The organism is Streptomyces sp. NPDC006544 (genome assembly GCF_040611715.1).
In the GTDB taxonomy this organism is placed as follows: domain Bacteria; phylum Actinomycetota; class Actinomycetes; order Streptomycetales; family Streptomycetaceae; genus Streptomyces.
Genome location: NZ_JBEXOV010000034.1, coordinates 40,606 through 57,033 on the forward strand (window position 1 = coordinate 40,606; position 16,428 = coordinate 57,033).

Consider the following 16,428-nt stretch of genomic DNA (forward strand, 5'->3'; position numbering starts at 1 on the left):
CCATCAGGCCGCTCTGTGGCCGTTCCCTTCGCCTGGGCCCTCTGCTGAGGGGTCCGCCCCGCCCCGCTCCGACGAGGCCGGCCGCTCGCCCGTGGGCAGGTCCGGGACGGGGGCGACGGCGCCGGAGCCCATGACGGCCGCCACGCCCGAGGCGAGCTCGCCGCTCCGGTCGTCGAGGGCCAGGAGGCGCCGGGCGAGCCGGTCGAGCGTCCCGAGGCGGCGCGCCTCGCGCAGCATGCCCCGCACCCCCCGGTGGGCTGACCCGGTCGTGTACCTCTGGTCGGGCGGCCCGGCGGAGTCCTCCAGGAGGCGGCGCAGCGGGGCCCGCAGCTCGGGTCGGCCGGCCACCACGCGGGCGATCGCCTCGCCGAACGCGTCCAGGACCCCGTCCTCGGTCTCGGGCAGGCCCACGACGTCCAGCGCGTGCTCCAGGATCCTCGGGTGGTCGCGCGAGACCTCGGCGACCGCGGCACGCACCAGGGCGGGCTGCCGGACGAGTTCCGCGTCGGGCAGCCGCCGCAGTCGCTCGGCCAGCCTGCTCTCGACCTCCTGGTCGTGCTCCTCGGTGCCCATCGCCAGCTGTGCACGGGTCAGCAGGGCGCCCAGCGCCTCGAAGTCCTTGCCCAGGCCCGTGGCGATCGCCTCGGCCTCGGCGAGGTCCTCGTCGGCCGCGTCCCGCTCGCCGTCCGCCTCGGCCAGCCGCGCCGCGAGGAGCAGCAGCTCCAGCTGCAGTCCCGGGAAGCCGTCCTCCTCGGCACGGTCCACCGCCGCGTCGGCGGCCGCCCGGGCCTCGGTACGACGCCCCAGCCGGTCCAGGGTCTCGACCCACAGCGGGTGCAACGGGCTGCCCGAGGTCCACGGGCGACGCTCCTCGAGCCGGGCCGCGGCCGCGCCGGTGTACCCCTGCGACAGGAGGTCCTCGACCTCGCGGGCGGTGATGCGCTCCCAGTCCTCCTGGTCCGCCTCCGCCATCACCTCGTCCGGGGTGTGGCCGCCGAAGCGCCCGGCGAGGTACGCGGCGGACCGTCCCGCCATGTCCTGGTCGGCCCCCTCCAGGAACCGCTCGACACCGGGCAGCCAGCGCAGCTCCACCTCGCGCGGGCTCTCGTTCAGGCGCAGCCGGTGGTAGATCTCCTCCGCCCGGGACTCCAGACCTGCGCGGGCCGCGTAGTACGTGACGGCCCGCTGCCCGACCGCCCGCATCACGTCCGCACGGGCGCGGTCCGCCAGCCGCAGCATGACGGCCCGCAGATCGGTCCGGTGGCGCACGCTCCCCGGGCCGGCGGATTCCACCAGGTCGAGCCGGGAGAACAGCGCGAAGAGGCGCTCCGCCTCCGCGTCGGATTCCACCGCCAGTCCGCAGGGCTGGGCGAGGACTTCGCGGATCAGCCCGGGGGTGACGGTCCGCAGGGCCATTCCGGCCTGGGCCAGGGCACGGACGTCCTCGTCCTCGACGCGCGCGAGGATCCGCTCGTACAGGATCCCCTGGATGAGCATCTCGTCGACCTTGCGGAAGAAGTGCCGGCGCCGCCGGGGCAGGCTCTCGATCAGTTCGTTCAGCGGCCCGGCCCGGTCGCCCTCCCGCACGGCTGCCCGCGCCGCCAGCTTCAGACTCAGGGGATTGCCGCCGACGCGGTCGGCGAGTTTCCCGGCGAGCCGTTCGTCGCTCACCCCGGAGCAGGCCAGGAGGGCCGCGGAGGCCTCCGGGCCGAGGTCGTCCAGCTCGATGGTCAGGGGTTCCACCAACCGGGCCGGATGCTGCTCCAGCAGCCGTCCGGCGACGACGGTCCGCAGCCGCGGGTGCACCTTCTGGAGCGCCGACCAGACACCCCACATGCGGCCGAGCTCCGGGGAACCGCGGTACTGGGCCTCCTCGAAGGAATCGATCACCAGCACCAGGGGCGGCTGCTCCCGCGCGGGCACCCCCACCACCCCGACGACGAGCGTCGCGAGCTGGGCCGCCAGCATGCCCTCCCGCGCGGCGGACAGGGCGTGCACGCCCGACTGGGAGAGCCGCGCCATCGTCGCCCGGGTGGTGGCGAGCTCGAAGAGCTCGTCGACCGTGTCCTCCTCGGCCCGGTGGAGGCCGACGGTCTCCTCGCACGCATGCGCCAGGGCGTCGAAATCGGCGTGGTGCTCCGGGAACTGGACGCGGAGCTGGCGAGCCATCTCCGCGATCAGGGTGGCCGGTTCGTGGACCGAGAGGGTGGGCCGTGCGAAGTCGACGTACGCGAAGGGGAACGGCGTCGGGAAGTCGCGCAGGCTGTCCCGGAGGAACGTCGTGAGCAGTGCGCTCTTGCCGACACCGCTGAGCCCGTGGACCAGCACCGGCCGCTTCGTGCCGCTGCCGACCTCCCGGGTGAACTCGTCCTGCAACGGCGTGGGCAGTCCGATGTAGGCGCGCAGCCGGGCGAGTTCCACGGCGCGCCCCTGGAAGGAACTGCGTGCGAGGCGTTCGAGGGGCTGCATCAGCCGTGCCCGGTCCAGCAGCTGCTGGACCTCCCCGCTCTGCGGGATGCCGGTGATCCCGGGGATCTGCGCGAGCCACAACACCGCCTGCAGCGTGTGCGGCAGCTCGTCCAGCTTCTGGCGCTCGAGGTCCGGGGGCGTGCCGTCGAGATAGGCCAGCGCGGTGCGTTCCGGGCCCGGGCCGGGAGGGACCTGCTCCAGGTTGGCCAGCAGGGCGAGGCGGGCCGGTTGCGGAGCGGCGAAGTGGCGCAGCGCCGTGTCGCGGGCCTCCGGCTTGAGTACCCAGGTGAAGGTGTTGCGCGCGCCGACGGCCCGGCAGTCGGGCAGCAGCTCCACGCACGCGGCCCCGGAAGGCGCCTCCTCGCCGGGCAGCCTCAGCCGCGCCGGGTCGAACCGGCCCAGCAGGGAAGCCGCTTCCCGGTAGGCCTTGCGCAGGTCCGACACGTCCGCGGGACCGGGGGCGGCCGCGGTGGCGCGCAGCCGCTCGGTCAGGCGCGCGCCGAAGTCCTCGCCGGGCGGGAGCGTGCCGTAGAGGCGGACCGATTCCGCTGCCGCCGCGCATACCTTGCGCATGTAGCTGTCCGGTCCGGAGGCCTCACCCGCGTGGAGGACGGCGGGGACGGTCGTCTCCACGAGCCCGGCCACACGCTTCGTGTCCACGGGCGCCGAGGCCTCCGTGAAGAACTGCCGGAAGAACTCCTGCAGATCGTCCGGACCGAACATCCGGGCGGTGTCCCTGACCTCGTTCTTGCGTATCTCGTACGGGAGCTGGCGCATCGTCGGTGAGTATCCGAGCAGCACGAGCCGGGGCGGTACGTCCGGTGGCGACGGCCTCTGGCGGTAGATGGCCAGGGCCAGCTTTCCGATGCAGTCCCAGACGTCGGAATTGACGTCGAGCTTGTCGCAGTCGTCCAGCACCAGCCAGTACTGCGCGAGGGCGGTGGTGGCCTGTCCGACGACTCGCTGCACCGCCACGTCGATCTCAGGAAGTGGATCGTTCAATAGTGCCGGATTCAACGGCGAGGAGGCCGTGTTCGAGGCCGCCGGGGCCGGGGCCGGGTCCGCGACGGACTCGATGAGCCGCTTGACCACCTGGTCGGCGGTCGAGGTCCGGTTGAGCGTGACCCGCACCGGGCGGAAATTGCAGTGCTGGGCTACGTGCCGGATCAGTTTGTAACTGTGGGAGCGCCCGCTGTCCGGCTCTCCGTCCACCACCAGAACCGTCTTGTCGAGATTCTCGACGAATTGGCGGAGCCGTTTCCTGAATTCCGCCCGGTCGATGAACACCTCGGCGCCGTTGCTCAGCACGCTGCTGAGAAAGAAGTCCTGGGGCGAGACGTGCAGCCGCGCCGCCTCCTCCAGCTCGCGCTTGAGGCGCAGGGCCTCCTTGCCGGCCGGGATGGAGGCCAGCGAGTCGATCCGCACGAGCGTGCTGAGCAGTTGGAGCTGGGTTTCGATGCCGCTGTTGCGCACCGCCTCGACCAGGGCGACCGAATTGTCGCTGCTCACATAACTCAGTGGGATCCGGCTCACGAACTCGGGTGAGAATCCGAACTGCACGAGCTTGGGTCGGGGCTCGCCGGCAATGAAGAAGTGGTCCCGCACCATTTCGGTGACGAGTCCCCATTCGGTGTCCTTGGGAGACATACCGCACCTGCACAGCCGCCGTGGCGGCATGGGAAGACGGACTGCCTGATACCTGCCATGGTTTCACTCGGCCCGGTCCGTCGCAACGCGGCCGAACGGCGCGCGGACCCCCTGCCGTACGGCCGCGCCGCGCGGGTACCGGGCGGCGCGGCCGTGACGGTGCGGCCGTCGTTGCGCAGGCGCGTCCTCGGTCTCAGCCGCCCAGGACCACGTCGTCGTAGCTCTCCAGGCGCTTCCAGCGCTCCGCGGGTGCGCGGGTGACGGGCATGAGGTCGGCGGCCGGCAGCGGCCCGAAGTCGAGGCCGGTGAGCTCGACGATGTCGCTGACCGGCACCTGGAAGGTGCGGTACGGGCCGAGCGGCGGCGGATCCCCGGGCTTGGCGCCCGCCATCGCCCGCTCGCGGTCCCGGCTGAGGTCGGGACTCTGGTCGAGGATGTACCCGGTCGCGGCCAGACGGCCGCTCTGGATGAAAGCGGCCACCTTCCAGAACCGCAGCGGCACCTGGATGCCCCGGTAGGGCGGGTCGGAGTCGTGCAGAACGGGACCGGTGAAGACGGACAGCTTGCGGTCGAACTCGGCCGCGTGGTCCAGCAGATGGTTCTCCAGCCCCTGCCACAGCTCCTTGCCCTGGTTGAAGAAGTCCTGCTGCGGAGCCGCGTTGGTGAAGTGGAAGGTGTCCAGGTTCGCGCGGTCGCCCTCGGCCGCGGCACCCCAGACCGGGTCCAGGCGGCGGACCAGGTGCCCCCGGTCCAGGGAGTTGTCGCGGTAGATGTCGTTGCCGGCCTGCTGGGTCTCGGGTACGCGGGGGTCGAACTCCCAGGCATCGTCGCGGGGTACGTCCTCGATGAGCCGTTCGCCGTCGATGCAGACGGCGGTGGAGGCGGCCAGTCTGCGGTCGGGGCGCAGGACGACGGTGAAGTGGGTGTAGGGGAGGACCACGGTCTCGATCCCGGCGGCGGCCGGCTTCGGGAGCGGGACGACGGTACCGAGGAAGGACTCGTCGTATCCGGTGCGATCGGCGAAGGAGTCCTGCCGCGCCCTGACTCCCGCAGCCCGGTCCGGAGGCGTGTCGATTGCATTCATACAATAGCAATACCGTGCGCAAGTGATCGTTTACGATCCGGTGTCACGGCTCACCCGAACAGCGGCTCCCCCTCGGCAGGCCCGATCGGGCGGCGTCCCCCGCGTCCCGGTTCAGGCGGCGGCGGCCGCGGAACCCATGCTCTCGACCCCCCCCGTGCCCCCACGCCCCGAGGAGTAACCGTGCCCACTGGCCTGTCCATCCACGTCGGTCTGAACAAGGTCGATCCCGACGCCTACGACGGCTGGGACGGCAAACTCCTGGCCTGCGAGAACGACGCCCGTGACATGGCGGCGGTGGCCCGCGCCGGCGGGTTCGGCGACACCGTGATCCTCACCGGCGACGGCACGGTCGAGAACATCACCGGGGAACTGCGCAAGGCGGCCGGACGGCTCAAGAGCGGCGACATCCTGCTCTTCACCTACTCGGGCCACGGCGGCCAGATGGACAACGTCGTCGGATCGGACGACGAGCCCGACCGGCTGGACGAGACGCTGGTGTTCTTCGACCGCCAGTTCCTCGACGACGAGCTGTACCGGGAGTTCGGGCGGTTCGAGTGGGGGGTCAGGATCGTCGCCCTGCTCGACAGCTGTCACAGCGGCAGCGCCATCGAGTCCCTCCAGGGACTGCTCACCCCGGAGGCGCTGGAGTCACAGTTCCAGACCCGTGACCCGGGCCAGGTGGAGGCGGCGTCCCGGCTGATGCCCCTGCTCGAGCAGCAGCAGAACTTCGCGCGGGACCGGGCGTTCTACGAGGGTCTCCAGCGCGAGCTCAAGGAAGGCAACGGCAGCGGCCCCGCGCCCGGCGCCGTGCTCATCGCCGCCTGCCAGGACAACCAGGTGGCGTCCGACGGAGACGTCAACGGGCTGTTCACCGCGAACCTCCTCAAGGTGTGGGGGGAGGGCGCCTTCCAGGGCGACTACCGCACCTTCCACCGCGACATCCAAAAGCGGATGCCCGCCATCCAGAGCCCGAACTTCTACACGACGGGCAGCCCGTCGGACGGCTTCCTCAAGCAGAAGCCGTTCACCATCTGACCTTGCCTGCCGTACGGCCGGCCGCCCCCGGGAGCCGTCGCATCGGCCCCGTGGGCGGCTCCGCTAGCCGCCCCTCACCCGCCGGAGCGGGCCTCCTGAAGGAGCTTCTGATAGGGCGTCTGCACCGTGGAGCCCCGCACCGGCGAGAGACCGTACCGGTCGTTGACCGCTTCTTTCGCGTCGGGATCCAGGGGATCGAACTCTGTCCGTCCACCCGGCGGCGACACGTCCACCACGACGTGCGGCCACGTGAACGCCGCCCGGCGACGGGCGTCGCCGCCTCGCCGCCGCTGCGGGCAGCCGCATGAGAGTCCTCTCAGCTGAGGCCGCCTCCGGCCTCCTTCGCCGTGGCCAGGCGCCACGGCGCGAACGCGCTGGTGGTGCGTGGCAGCAGGCCCGCCAACTCGGGGCAGTGCCGCGCCACCACGCTGGTCATGCCGTTGCGCTGGATCCAGTCCATGCCCAGGGGCGTGTACACCTCGGGCCTGAAGTCGACCGTGAGGAAGCGGTCGCTCTGCAGGCGGCGGGTCGCCATCAGGATGAAGATGCGGAAGGCGGTGTCGCTGAAGCCGAAGCCCTGCGGTGGGTTCTCGGCGAAGAGACCGACCATGGTGTCGATCTGATCGACATCGCGGTAGACCTCCTTCAGGCGTGCGACCGTCTCCGCGTCGCAGGACACGTCCTCGAACCGCCGCACCGGCGGCTTGTGCAGACCTGCCCGGAAGTCGTTGTAGCGGGGTACACCGCGGCGCCGGGTGCGTACCAGGTCGACCACGGACAGGTCGATGATCTCCCCGTCCCGCTCGAACGCGCGCAGGGCGCGGGGGTAGTTGTGCAGGGTGATCGCGCCGGGATGGGCGATGCCGAGCGAGTACAGCGAATTGGCCAGACCGGTCGCCCGGATGAGCGGCTCCGCCGCGCGGCCCTGCACGTCGTCGAAGCCGAGGGTGTCCAGACGCCGGCCGAGCCGGTGGTCCATGATCTCGAAGTCGTCGGGGAGCAGCGGGTGCATGCGGTAGACGGTGACGAAGTCCTCGGTGAGCGAGTACGGAGCGGCATGGTGGTCCGGCAGGGTCTCGGGGATGCCGGTCAGTGAATGCGCCTCGAAGAGCCACAGCCCCAATTGTTCGAGCCACTTCTTCGGCGGCCCCTGCCAGTTCGTCTTCAGGCCGATGTCGATCACATCGGTGGCGAGGATCGCGGGGGTCCACTCCACGGTGTGGATCTTCGCGATGAGAGCCGAGACGACCAGGCGCGCCGTCTGGTAGACACGGTCCTCGCTCAGCCTCGGGTACTCCTGCCGCAACGCTTCGCACACGGCGTTGTGCTCGCGGGCGAACAGGGTCTGCATGGCGCTGAGCCCGTACCACCAGCTCTCCGCGAACCCGGTGAGCGGGAGGCCGTCCGGCCCGGCGGGCAGGTGGCCGTCCTCCAGGCGCAGCGACGCACCACCGCCCGGCTCGCGCAGCGACTTCCCGGTGATCTCGTCGCCACCGTAGATTTCGGAGCCGTCCCACCAGTGCGACGCCGCGTTGGCGAACAGCGTCGGCGGACCCGTGCCGTCGGCCGGGTGCATACCGTCGTTCTCGGCGAAGCGCATGACCTCCTCGGGAGGTCCGCCCGGTGTGTTCCTCCACGTGACACCAGGGGGGAGCGGCACCTCGACGCTCTTCGTACCGGTGGGGTAGCGCTTGTGGTTCACCCAGTCGTGGACCTGGAACTGGATCCAGGCGGCAGCCAGGATGTTGAGGGAACGCGCCGGGATGAAGGCGTCGCGGTGCAGCAGCTCCCGACTGACCGTGACCGGGTTCGGGACGTCGAAGAGCTCCGGCCGGTAGACGGGTGCGAGGTTCCGGCCGAAGGCTGACCCCACAGCGCCCATCCCCGGTGCGGACAGGTCGTTGTAGGTGCCGTCGTAGCTCCGTGCGAGCCGCATGTCCTCCTCGACGGGCGGGGGTACGGACTGGGCCCTGGGCGGGGCCTCGCGGACCTCGGTGTCGATCAGGTTGTACCGGCGCAGCTTCTGCCGGAAGGCCACGAGGTTCAGCAGCCCGAGGCGCGTGGGCAGCCGGTGCCAGGGGACGAACCGGTTGAGTCCGCGGAAGGCGGCGCGCAACGGCACGCCCAGTACGGCGTTGCGCCGGGGCTCGACGTTGGCGAACCGGTGGCCCAGGCGGTGGGCGCTGCTCGCTTCGTAGGCGACCTTGCGCGCGCGGTTGAGGTTTCCGAGGGGCCGGAACTCCTCCGTCGTGTTCCACGGGTTGAAGGCGAGCTCGTCGACCCGTGCCGCTGCGGCCCGGGCCCCGGCCGAGCCGATGTCACGGCGCGGAACGGTCAGCGTTGCCACACGTACCAGAGGCGTGTCCTCCTCCTTCCACTCGGCCGCGCCGTCCTCGATCGGCGTCCTGCGGGCATCCACGTAGCGCTGGACGTACAACCCGAAGACGACGTCCGCCGCCGCCAGCCGCCGTGCGAGTTCGTGCTGCAGGTAATCGGGGTCGGTGCCGGAGGGGGCGGGGGCCGGCGGAGCGTCGTCCGCGGGGCGCAGCTGGTAGCGCACCGGCCCCGCGTCCCCCCACAGGACGGCTCCGCGGCTCCAGTACGTCTCCAGCGCCAGGCTGACCACGGTGCGGCTCGTACCCGCACGAACGTTGCGCCGCATGCGCGCGGCGGTGGGCCATCCGACCGCGAGCGGCAGCGTGACGAACAGCGCGAGGGCCTTGCGTGGTGTCGAGTCGGCGCCGGCCATGGCCTTCGCGAATTCGACGAACTCGCGGGCGTTGCGCGCGTGCGAGACGGGATGGCTCGTCATCAGCAGGTCGTGCGCCTCGTCGGCTCCCACCGTGACGCGCAAGGCGGCTCCGCGCAGATCGGGGGCGTGGTCGGGCCGGCGGGCGCCGTTGGCATTGGAGAGGCGCACGGTGACGGGGTACTCGGCGCCCGGTTGGGCGAAGCCGGTCCGCAGGTCGGCGGGCAGGTCGCCGACGAAGGCCAGCCGCGCGTCCTCCACGCCGAGAACGGCCTTGGCGTGGAACGTCCGCGCGAGGTCGGCGGCGCCACTGCGCTTCCTGGACTTCAGCTGGACCCGCATGAGCTCGCGGGCGAGCCGCTCGAAGACGAGTCGCTCCGCCTCCGGGTTGCCGCCCACGTAGTGCTCGTACTGCCTGAACTCGGCCATGTGTGCCTCTTCGCCAAGGCGCACCCCGCTCCCGCGGTCCGGACGCGATGCCGGCGGACGGCGAGGTGACGCTGCACGGCTGCCCGGGACTGGATCCCCGGGCACCTGGGTTACACACGGCAACCCTGACCCAGGGGTGCGGCCGCGGCGCGCGGAACAACGCAGACGGGTGGTATCCGCTTCGCGCCCCGCGGGGCCGGCCGAGGAGCGGACCGCCGTGCGAATCCGCGGCGCGCCGTGAGGGGTGACGCCTGAACCGCCACTCGCCCGGCCCCCTTCATGTGCGGGAGCGGGATGCGTCGGGTACTGGCAAACTGGTTTCCGGGGCACGGCCCGACGGATACGTCCCCGTCGGCCGACCGGGACCGGGACCGGACCGAGGCCCACGCCGACGCCGAGACCACTCGATGGCCGCCACAGCGCACAGCCACAGCTTCCCGGGCCACCACAGCTCCTCACCCGAGGCGTCCGTCCCGGCGTCCGGGGACGCCCGGGGCGTCTGCGCCACGGGCGACGGGGCCGACACGACCGCGCCACGTGCCGCGTCGACACCGCACGCGCCGACAAACAATGCGGGGGAGCGGACGAGGGACGGCGATGAGGGTTTACGAAGCCATGGTCAAGGGCCTGGAAGACATCGGAGTACGGGCCGCGTTCGGCGGGGCCGGAGAGAACGCCGCCGGGCTGATGCTGGCGCTGAAGCATTCGCAGCAGATCCGGCCGGTCATGACGCGGCACGAGCAGGCCGCGTCCTTCATGGCGTGCGGCCACGCGATGTACACGAACGAACTGGGCTTCTGTTTCGCGACGGCCGGGCCGGGCGCGTTCAACCTGTTCTCCGGCCTCGCCGTGGCGATGTCCGACTCCTACCCCGTGCTCGCGGTCTCGGGCTACGCCTCGAGGGCGTGGCAGGGATGGGGCTCCCTCAACGAGACCTCGGGGCTGAACCGGACGCCCGACTCCCGGGCCATGTTCGCGGCCACGACGAAGAAGTCCTTCCTGCTCACCGATGCCGCCGACACGTGCGACGTCCTCGAGGAAGCCGTCAACATCGCCTTCGAAGGCAGGCCAGGGCCGGTGCACATCCACGTGCCCGAGGACCTGACCCACCGCGGTGTGGAGGTGACGAACTTCCGGCACATCCGCCTCGACGTAGCGCCGGTCGTCCCGGATCCGGCCCGCGTGGAGTCGATCGCCTCGATGCTGGCCGACGCCCTCACACGGCGCAGGCGCATCGTGGCGCTCGTCGGATTCGGCGCGATCCGCAGCGGAGCGGGAGCGGAGGTCCGGCGCTTCATCGAACGGTTCCGGATCCCCCTGCTCACCACACTGGACGGCAAGGGCATCGTCTCCGAGGGGCACCCGCTCTCGGTGGGCGTCTTCGCGGACAGCGGACACGCCAGCGCGTGGAAGGCGTTCCGTGAGGCCGATGTCGTCCTGTGCGTCGGCAACTCCCTGAACCAGCACGCCACGTTCAACTACCGCGAAGACCTCTTCGAGAACAAGGTGCTCGTCCATGTGAACATCTCCGAGAGCGAGTTCCGCAAGGCCTACCGGCCCGACTACGCGCTGCTGTCCGATGCGCGCCTCGGGGTGGCCGCCCTCCACGAGGCGCTCGACGAACGCGTCGGCGACGTCCCGGAGGTCGAGGTCGACGGCCGCGACTACGAAGCCCGCCACATCACGCACCTGACCGGAAAGATCCACCCGGGGGAGCTGGCCCAGGCGATCGGCAGGATGCTGCCCCCAGGAGGGGTTCTGCTCGCCGACGCGGGAGCACACCTCGCCTGGCTGGGCTACTACGTGGAGCTGGAGGAGGGGCAGAACTTCCGCAAGGCCGGTTCCTTCGGGCCGATGGCCGGGCACGTCAACGGCGCCATCGGCATGAAGGTCGCCCACCCCGAACGGACCGTCGTCGTCGGATGCGGCGACGGGTGCTACTCGCTGTCCGGTTTCGAGCTGATGACCGCCGTCGAGAACGACGTCCCCGTCATCTGGATCATCTTCGACGACCAGGAATTCAAGCTGATCAAGATGTTCCAGTTCGTCACCTACGGGGAGACGGGGCTCGTCGAGTTCCAGAACCCCGACTTCGCCGCGTACGCGCAGGCGTGCGGCGCCGACGGTTACCACGTCGAGACGCTGGCGGAGTTCGAGAAGGCGTTCCGGGAAGCGCTGGCCTCGGGGCGGCCCTCCCTCATCGACGCCCGGATCACGCGATGGGCCGTCCCCCACTACAGCCCCTCGCCCGACGGCGTCATCGCCGGCCTCGTCGAGACCATCGAGGCACGCTTGCGCGGCTGACAGCGTTCGCGTCCGCCCGACCGGTCGCGACGTGAAGGGACAGCATGATGAACGACCCGCTGAACGCAGACCGCCGCGCCGGGTTCGAGGCCCTCCTGAAACGCCCGCTGCTCACGTCGATCTGGCGTCGCCGCACCCACCGCGTCAGCCGCGGCAGCTCGGTAGCGGCCGGCTCGATGAGCTGGACCTCCACCGCACCACGGGCCCCGCTCACAGAGCTCGAAGAGGCCGTCCTCATCGCCGTCACGGGCTGCTCCGGCCTCACCATGCCGGACCGCCCGTTCGCCGACCCCCGTGACGGCAAGCCCGTCATGGCCAAGCCGAACCTCAACATGGCCGGCCGGACCGCGGGCAGCCCCGACAACGCGCAGGGCACCCACTTCTTCCTGATCAACGACACCGGAACCTACTTCCTGCGCAGACTTCCCCCCGCCTCCGAGGACGACGGGGCGACCGCGTTCGATCCCGGGACCCTCTGTGCGCGCGCCGCCGAGGCGAAGGTCCGGCTGCTCGACCACCGCATCGACGTACCGGAAGGAAAGCGGGACTTCCCCGCCTACCTCGACTCGAACCGGTTCCTGTCGAACCTGCCGGGCACCACGGTCCTCTTTCCCGTGGTGGACCTGTCACGGCAGTACATCAACGGTCTGATGTACCTGCTGACCCAGCCCGAGGGGGCACGGCCGGCGATCGTCGACGACCGGAACCTCTACCGCTCGGCGGGCGTGCGCTCCTGGGTGAGGTCGGGCTTCCTCAACAAGGACATCAAGCTGCCCCTGGGCTTCATCTGGGCCATGCGGACGCAGATCGAGGCCGACCTGCTGCTCCAGAACCTCATGCTCACCGCCGACTCCATGGGCCTCGGAGCATGGATCCACGCCTCGATCGCCCCGTCGATCATGCTGGGGGACCCGAAGTTCCGTCCCGCCTACGGTCCCATGCTGGACTTCGACTGGACCGTCCCCCGGTGGCGACCGGCGGACCTCCTGCGCTGGCAGGTGCCGCTCCCGCGCCACGCGGACCTGAGGGCGACCGCCGTCGGCCTGCGGCACAACGGCGAACACCTCATCGAGGCGATGTGCCCGCCCCACTACGCCACCATGGGCGAGGCGGTCGACGCCGTGGTGGCGGGCAAGTTCGGGCCGACGGGCATCTACTCCGACGAGGGGCTGTTCGCCCGCATCTACCGGGGGGAGTTCGGCAGTCAGTACCTGCGCGAGGCCAGCGACTACTCCGCCGACGTCATCGCGTGTACGCGGGACATCTGCACCTACATCTACGAGACCCACGGGCGGTTTCCCGCCCACTGCGACACGATCCACGTACCGGGCGTGTGGCTGCAGGCCCATCACCTCGAGAACGACTACTACGAGCGGTACTTCCGCGACGGTCTGACCGAAGCCCACCGCACGCACGACGCGTACTGGCACGGGGAGGGGTGACGGGGAGGGGTGACGGGCCGGGGGACTTCGTGCGACCCGCCGCAGGACGGAGGAACCGAGCCCCCCGCTACGACCGGGACGCGGGTCCGGGCCTGCGGAGCCTGGTACCGCACCCCTTCGCCCGAGCGGGGCGCACCTCCGCGGCCTGGGTGCCGAGGTGGTGTCCCAGCTCCCGGTAGGCGTCGAACTGGGCGTGGTCGAACCACTGGTCGAAGGTGGCCTGGCGGGGGAAGGCCTTCTCCCGGAGGGCGTAACTGAGCAGCTCGTACGGCATGTCCGGGGTCAGCCCGGCCTTCACGTAGACGATCGTCCCCCGGGTGGAGGCCGGTGCGTCGGGCGAGAACTGGACCCGCTCCGGATACTCGATCGTGCCGCGCACCACGCAGGTGGCGGAGAACCGGGCGTTCAGGGCGGCCATCGGCGCCTCGGGCGCGAGCGGTTCCGCGCTGCCGGGTACCAGGTTCAGCAGGTCCTGCCCCTCCTCGTCGAAGGTGATCGTCACGCCGAGGTCCTCGTAGGCGAGCGTGATCGCCTGCGCGAGAGTGGTCGCCAGCGGCGGCGAGTCCCCCGAGGCGTCGATGACGTAGACGGTCCGGCAGCGGAGCCGGAGCAGCTCGACCAGACCGAGGTTGTCGACGTGCCCGCCGTCGGTGCACAGCAGCAGGGGAGTGGTGTCCGCATAGCGGCCCACCAGCTCCTGGAGCTGGTAGCGCAGCCGCCGTACCCGCGGCAGCCGAGGCATGATCCAGTCGGGCGCGTACGCCGCCAGTTCCGCGAGGTACAGGGGGTTGGGCACCCAGGTGCCGAGCCGCACGTTGGACAGCGCGAGCAGCCGCTCCATGAACATCGTCTGCGTGCCCATCGCGGAGGCGAAGGCCGCCCCGGACACGGCGACGGCGGACTGTACGGTCAGGTCGCGCCCGATCAGCGCCGGGGCCGTCTTCTGCAATGTGCCGGTGCGGACCCAGCCCGTGTCGGGTCCGCCGCAGTAGTCGGAGGCGAAGGTGAACGGCACGGCGGGCCGGCCGGGCGCGGTGCGGTTGCGCAGCGAGACGGCCGCGGAGGCGGCGAAGATGACCTGGGGGAAGCCCTCCACCTTCTGTGCGTAGGGGTTCAGCGGGGTCGGCTCGTTGTTGTAGTCGTACGGCAGGGCGCCGACCGATCCGTCCTTGAACACCGCGCGGCGCACGGCGAAGGCACCGGCCAGCCGCTGCCGGTAGAAGGGGTGCAGGCTGAAGGTGGTCTGGTCGATCACGAGCGTCAGCACGATCAGGGCGAGCGGCACCCCCCACTTCCACCCCGGGTGCCAACGGCCGGCGTGGACGGCGGCCCAGGACATGAGGGCGAGGCCGAAGAACGCGACCAGGAGCAGCACCAGCCAGCACACCACGGCTTTCACCCAGCTGGGGCCGACCTGCGTGACGAGGGAGGTGCCGCGGGAGAGCGGGCCCGCCCGCTCGCCGTCCGGCTTCAGCTTCTTCACCGTCCTGGTGACCGCGATGAACCACGTACCCACGGCCGTCACCGCCGCCGTGATCGCGCCGAGCAGGGCGACTCCCGTCCCGCTGTCGTCCCCGTAGCCCCCCGCGTCCGCCTTGTGGGCCAGAGACGCGAAGAACCAGATCATCGAGGGAAGGACGACCGAGATCGCGGCGACCGCCAGCGCGAGGCCGGTGAGCGTGTTCACCGTGCTGCGCAGCCACGCGGGGCGCGACTTCCCGCTCCCGGCCCGCGTGAAGGCGTGTCCGACGGACACCAGGCCGGCCAGGCCGAACAGGGCGATGACGGGACGCCAGGCGTTCGGGTACAGGCCGGGGGACGAGTCGAACTCCTGCGCCCGCCCCGCGAGGGGGACGAGCCCGGCCAGCGGAACGTGCGAGTAGAACTGGTGCAGGAACTGACCTGCCACGGCGAAGACCAGCGCCAGCATGCCGAAGGAGACGGCCATCCCCCGCAGTACCGCGCCCAGGGCGTTCAGCTTCTCCTTGGGCGCGTCCGCCAGGTACTTCGCGTGCCGGCGGATGTGGTCCTCCTCCGGGCTGCCGGGCGCGAACACGTCCGCGGGTTGCGCGAGACCGGGCCGCACCGAAGGGCTCCCGTCCGGGGCACGGAGCCGGGCGTGGGTCAGCGCCAGCTGGAAGGCCCCGGCCGTGTACCCGCCGCCGGACACCGACACGAGGTACGTCGCCTTGATCAGGTGCCCGCGCAGTGCCTGCAGCGCTCCGAGGGTGACCGAGGCCGACCGGATGCCGCCGCCGGACACACAGAATCCGATCTCCGCGGGCTGGCGACCGGGCGGCTGGTACGCGCGGGTGCGCCAGCGGGTCGCCGCACTGTCCTTCGGGCCCCTGGCCCCGGTCCGGTGCGGCCGCCCCGGCTCGGGGGCGGTCCACTCGGTCCGGGGCTCCCAGTCGTGGGGAGCGGCAGGCGGGAGGATGACGTCCGGGTCGCTCCACTGGCTCTCCGTGCCGGCCACGAGCGCGTGGGCGTGGGCCACGACGGGACGGGCCCGGTCCACCCGCGCGCTCAGCACGCAGGAAGGGTCCAGCACCCGCCGGCAGGAGAGGATGACGACGATCACGACGGCCGCAGCCACCAGCGGCACGACGAGCGCCCATTTCACCTGGGCGAAGTAGGCCGCCCGCGTCAAGTCCGCCACCGGGTCGGCGGCGAGCCGGTTCAGAGCCCTCCACAGGAAGACGTTCTCCACGCAGTCCGCTGCCACCGGTACGGCGGTGAGGGCCAGGGCACGACGGGCCCACAGCCGCGCGGATTCCCGGTAGAGGAAGAGATGCCCTAGGCCGAAGGCCCCGGCCAGGGCCACCGCGTACCCGGGAATGAACATGCGCCAGTCGAGCACGAGACCGTCCTGGAACAGCCTGACCCCGTCTCCGTCTCCGTCTCCGTCTCCGCCGCTGACGCCGCTGACGCCGCTGACGCCGTGGACGCCGTGGACGCCGTGGACGAGGGCGCGGGCCCCGTCGGCCGTCGCCGCGAACTGCAGGAGCACTTCCCTGTTCCCTGCGGGCCTGTCCAGGAACGGCGGATCCAGCGAGTACCAGATGATCATGCAGAGACCGGCGGTGAGCCCGAACAGGCACAGCCCCACCGCCCAGCCCGGAATCTCTCGCAACCTCGACTGCGTAGGAGCATGCGGCATGTACGCAGGGTAGTCATCCCGACTCCGTCCGGACGGCATGTCCCTCGGTGCGCGCCGCACGCGCACCGCGCAGGACCCACTCGGGGTCGGCCAGCGGCGGCAGGCCCGC

Annotated in this window: 7 protein-coding genes; 3 read left to right on the forward strand and 4 right to left on the reverse strand. The window is 71.2% G+C overall.

Annotation, left to right across the window (positions count from 1 at the left end):
• Positions 1-3: 3 nt before the first annotated feature.
• The gene (locus ABZY44_RS18000; RefSeq protein ID WP_356654817.1) at positions 4-4,116 is read right to left on the reverse strand and encodes an ATP-binding protein; all 4,113 of its coding nucleotides are present in this window, start codon (positions 4,114-4,116) and stop codon (positions 4-6) included.
• A gap of 193 nt (positions 4,117-4,309) precedes the next feature.
• Positions 4,310-5,200 carry a DNA/RNA non-specific endonuclease gene (locus ABZY44_RS18005; protein WP_356654819.1) on the reverse strand — a complete coding sequence of 297 codons (891 nt, stop codon included), beginning with the start codon at positions 5,198-5,200 and terminating at the stop codon, positions 4,310-4,312.
• Positions 5,201-5,380: 180 nt separating this feature from the next.
• On the opposite strand from ABZY44_RS18005, the gene ABZY44_RS18010 reads away from it, so the two are divergent.
• Positions 5,381-6,235, forward strand: a complete 855-nt coding sequence (locus tag ABZY44_RS18010) for a caspase family protein (protein ID WP_356654821.1) — start codon at positions 5,381-5,383, stop codon at positions 6,233-6,235.
• A 316-nt stretch (positions 6,236-6,551) separates the two neighbouring features.
• Here ABZY44_RS18010 and ABZY44_RS18015 read toward each other — a convergent pair whose 3' ends face one another.
• A complete protein-coding gene (locus tag ABZY44_RS18015; protein ID WP_356654824.1) occupies positions 6,552-9,413 on the reverse strand; it encodes a peroxidase family protein in 2,862 nt (953 codons plus the stop codon).
• A 597-nt stretch (positions 9,414-10,010) separates the two neighbouring features.
• Here ABZY44_RS18015 and ABZY44_RS18020 point away from each other — a divergent pair.
• Both ABZY44_RS18020 and ABZY44_RS18025 read left to right on the forward strand, forming a co-directional pair.
• A complete protein-coding gene (locus tag ABZY44_RS18020; RefSeq protein WP_356654826.1) occupies positions 10,011-11,717 on the forward strand; it encodes a thiamine pyrophosphate-binding protein in 1,707 nt (568 codons plus the stop codon).
• 44 nt (positions 11,718-11,761) lie between these two features.
• A complete protein-coding gene (locus ABZY44_RS18025; protein ID WP_356654828.1) occupies positions 11,762-13,159 on the forward strand; it encodes a hypothetical protein in 1,398 nt (465 codons plus the stop codon).
• 67 nt (positions 13,160-13,226) lie between these two features.
• Here ABZY44_RS18025 and ABZY44_RS18030 read toward each other — a convergent pair whose 3' ends face one another.
• On the reverse strand, positions 13,227-16,292 hold the full coding sequence (locus ABZY44_RS18030; protein WP_356654830.1) for a hypothetical protein: 3,066 nt from the start codon (positions 16,290-16,292) through the stop codon (positions 13,227-13,229).
• Between the last annotated feature and the right edge of the window lie 136 nt (positions 16,293-16,428).

Bases quoted from the DNA above. Each gene is read 5' to 3' on its own strand.
- ABZY44_RS18020 (WP_356654826.1), top strand. From the start codon at position 10,011: ATGAGGGTTTACGAAGCCATGGTCAAGGGCCTGGAAGACATCGGAGTA.
- ABZY44_RS18005 (WP_356654819.1), bottom strand. From the start codon at position 5,200: ATGAATGCAATCGACACGCCTCCGGACCGGGCTGCGGGAGTCAGGGCG.
- ABZY44_RS18015 (WP_356654824.1), bottom strand. From the start codon at position 9,413: ATGGCCGAGTTCAGGCAGTACGAGCACTACGTGGGCGGCAACCCGGAG.
- ABZY44_RS18025 (WP_356654828.1), top strand. From the start codon at position 11,762: ATGATGAACGACCCGCTGAACGCAGACCGCCGCGCCGGGTTCGAGGCC.
- ABZY44_RS18000 (WP_356654817.1), bottom strand. From the start codon at position 4,116: ATGTCTCCCAAGGACACCGAATGGGGACTCGTCACCGAAATGGTGCGG.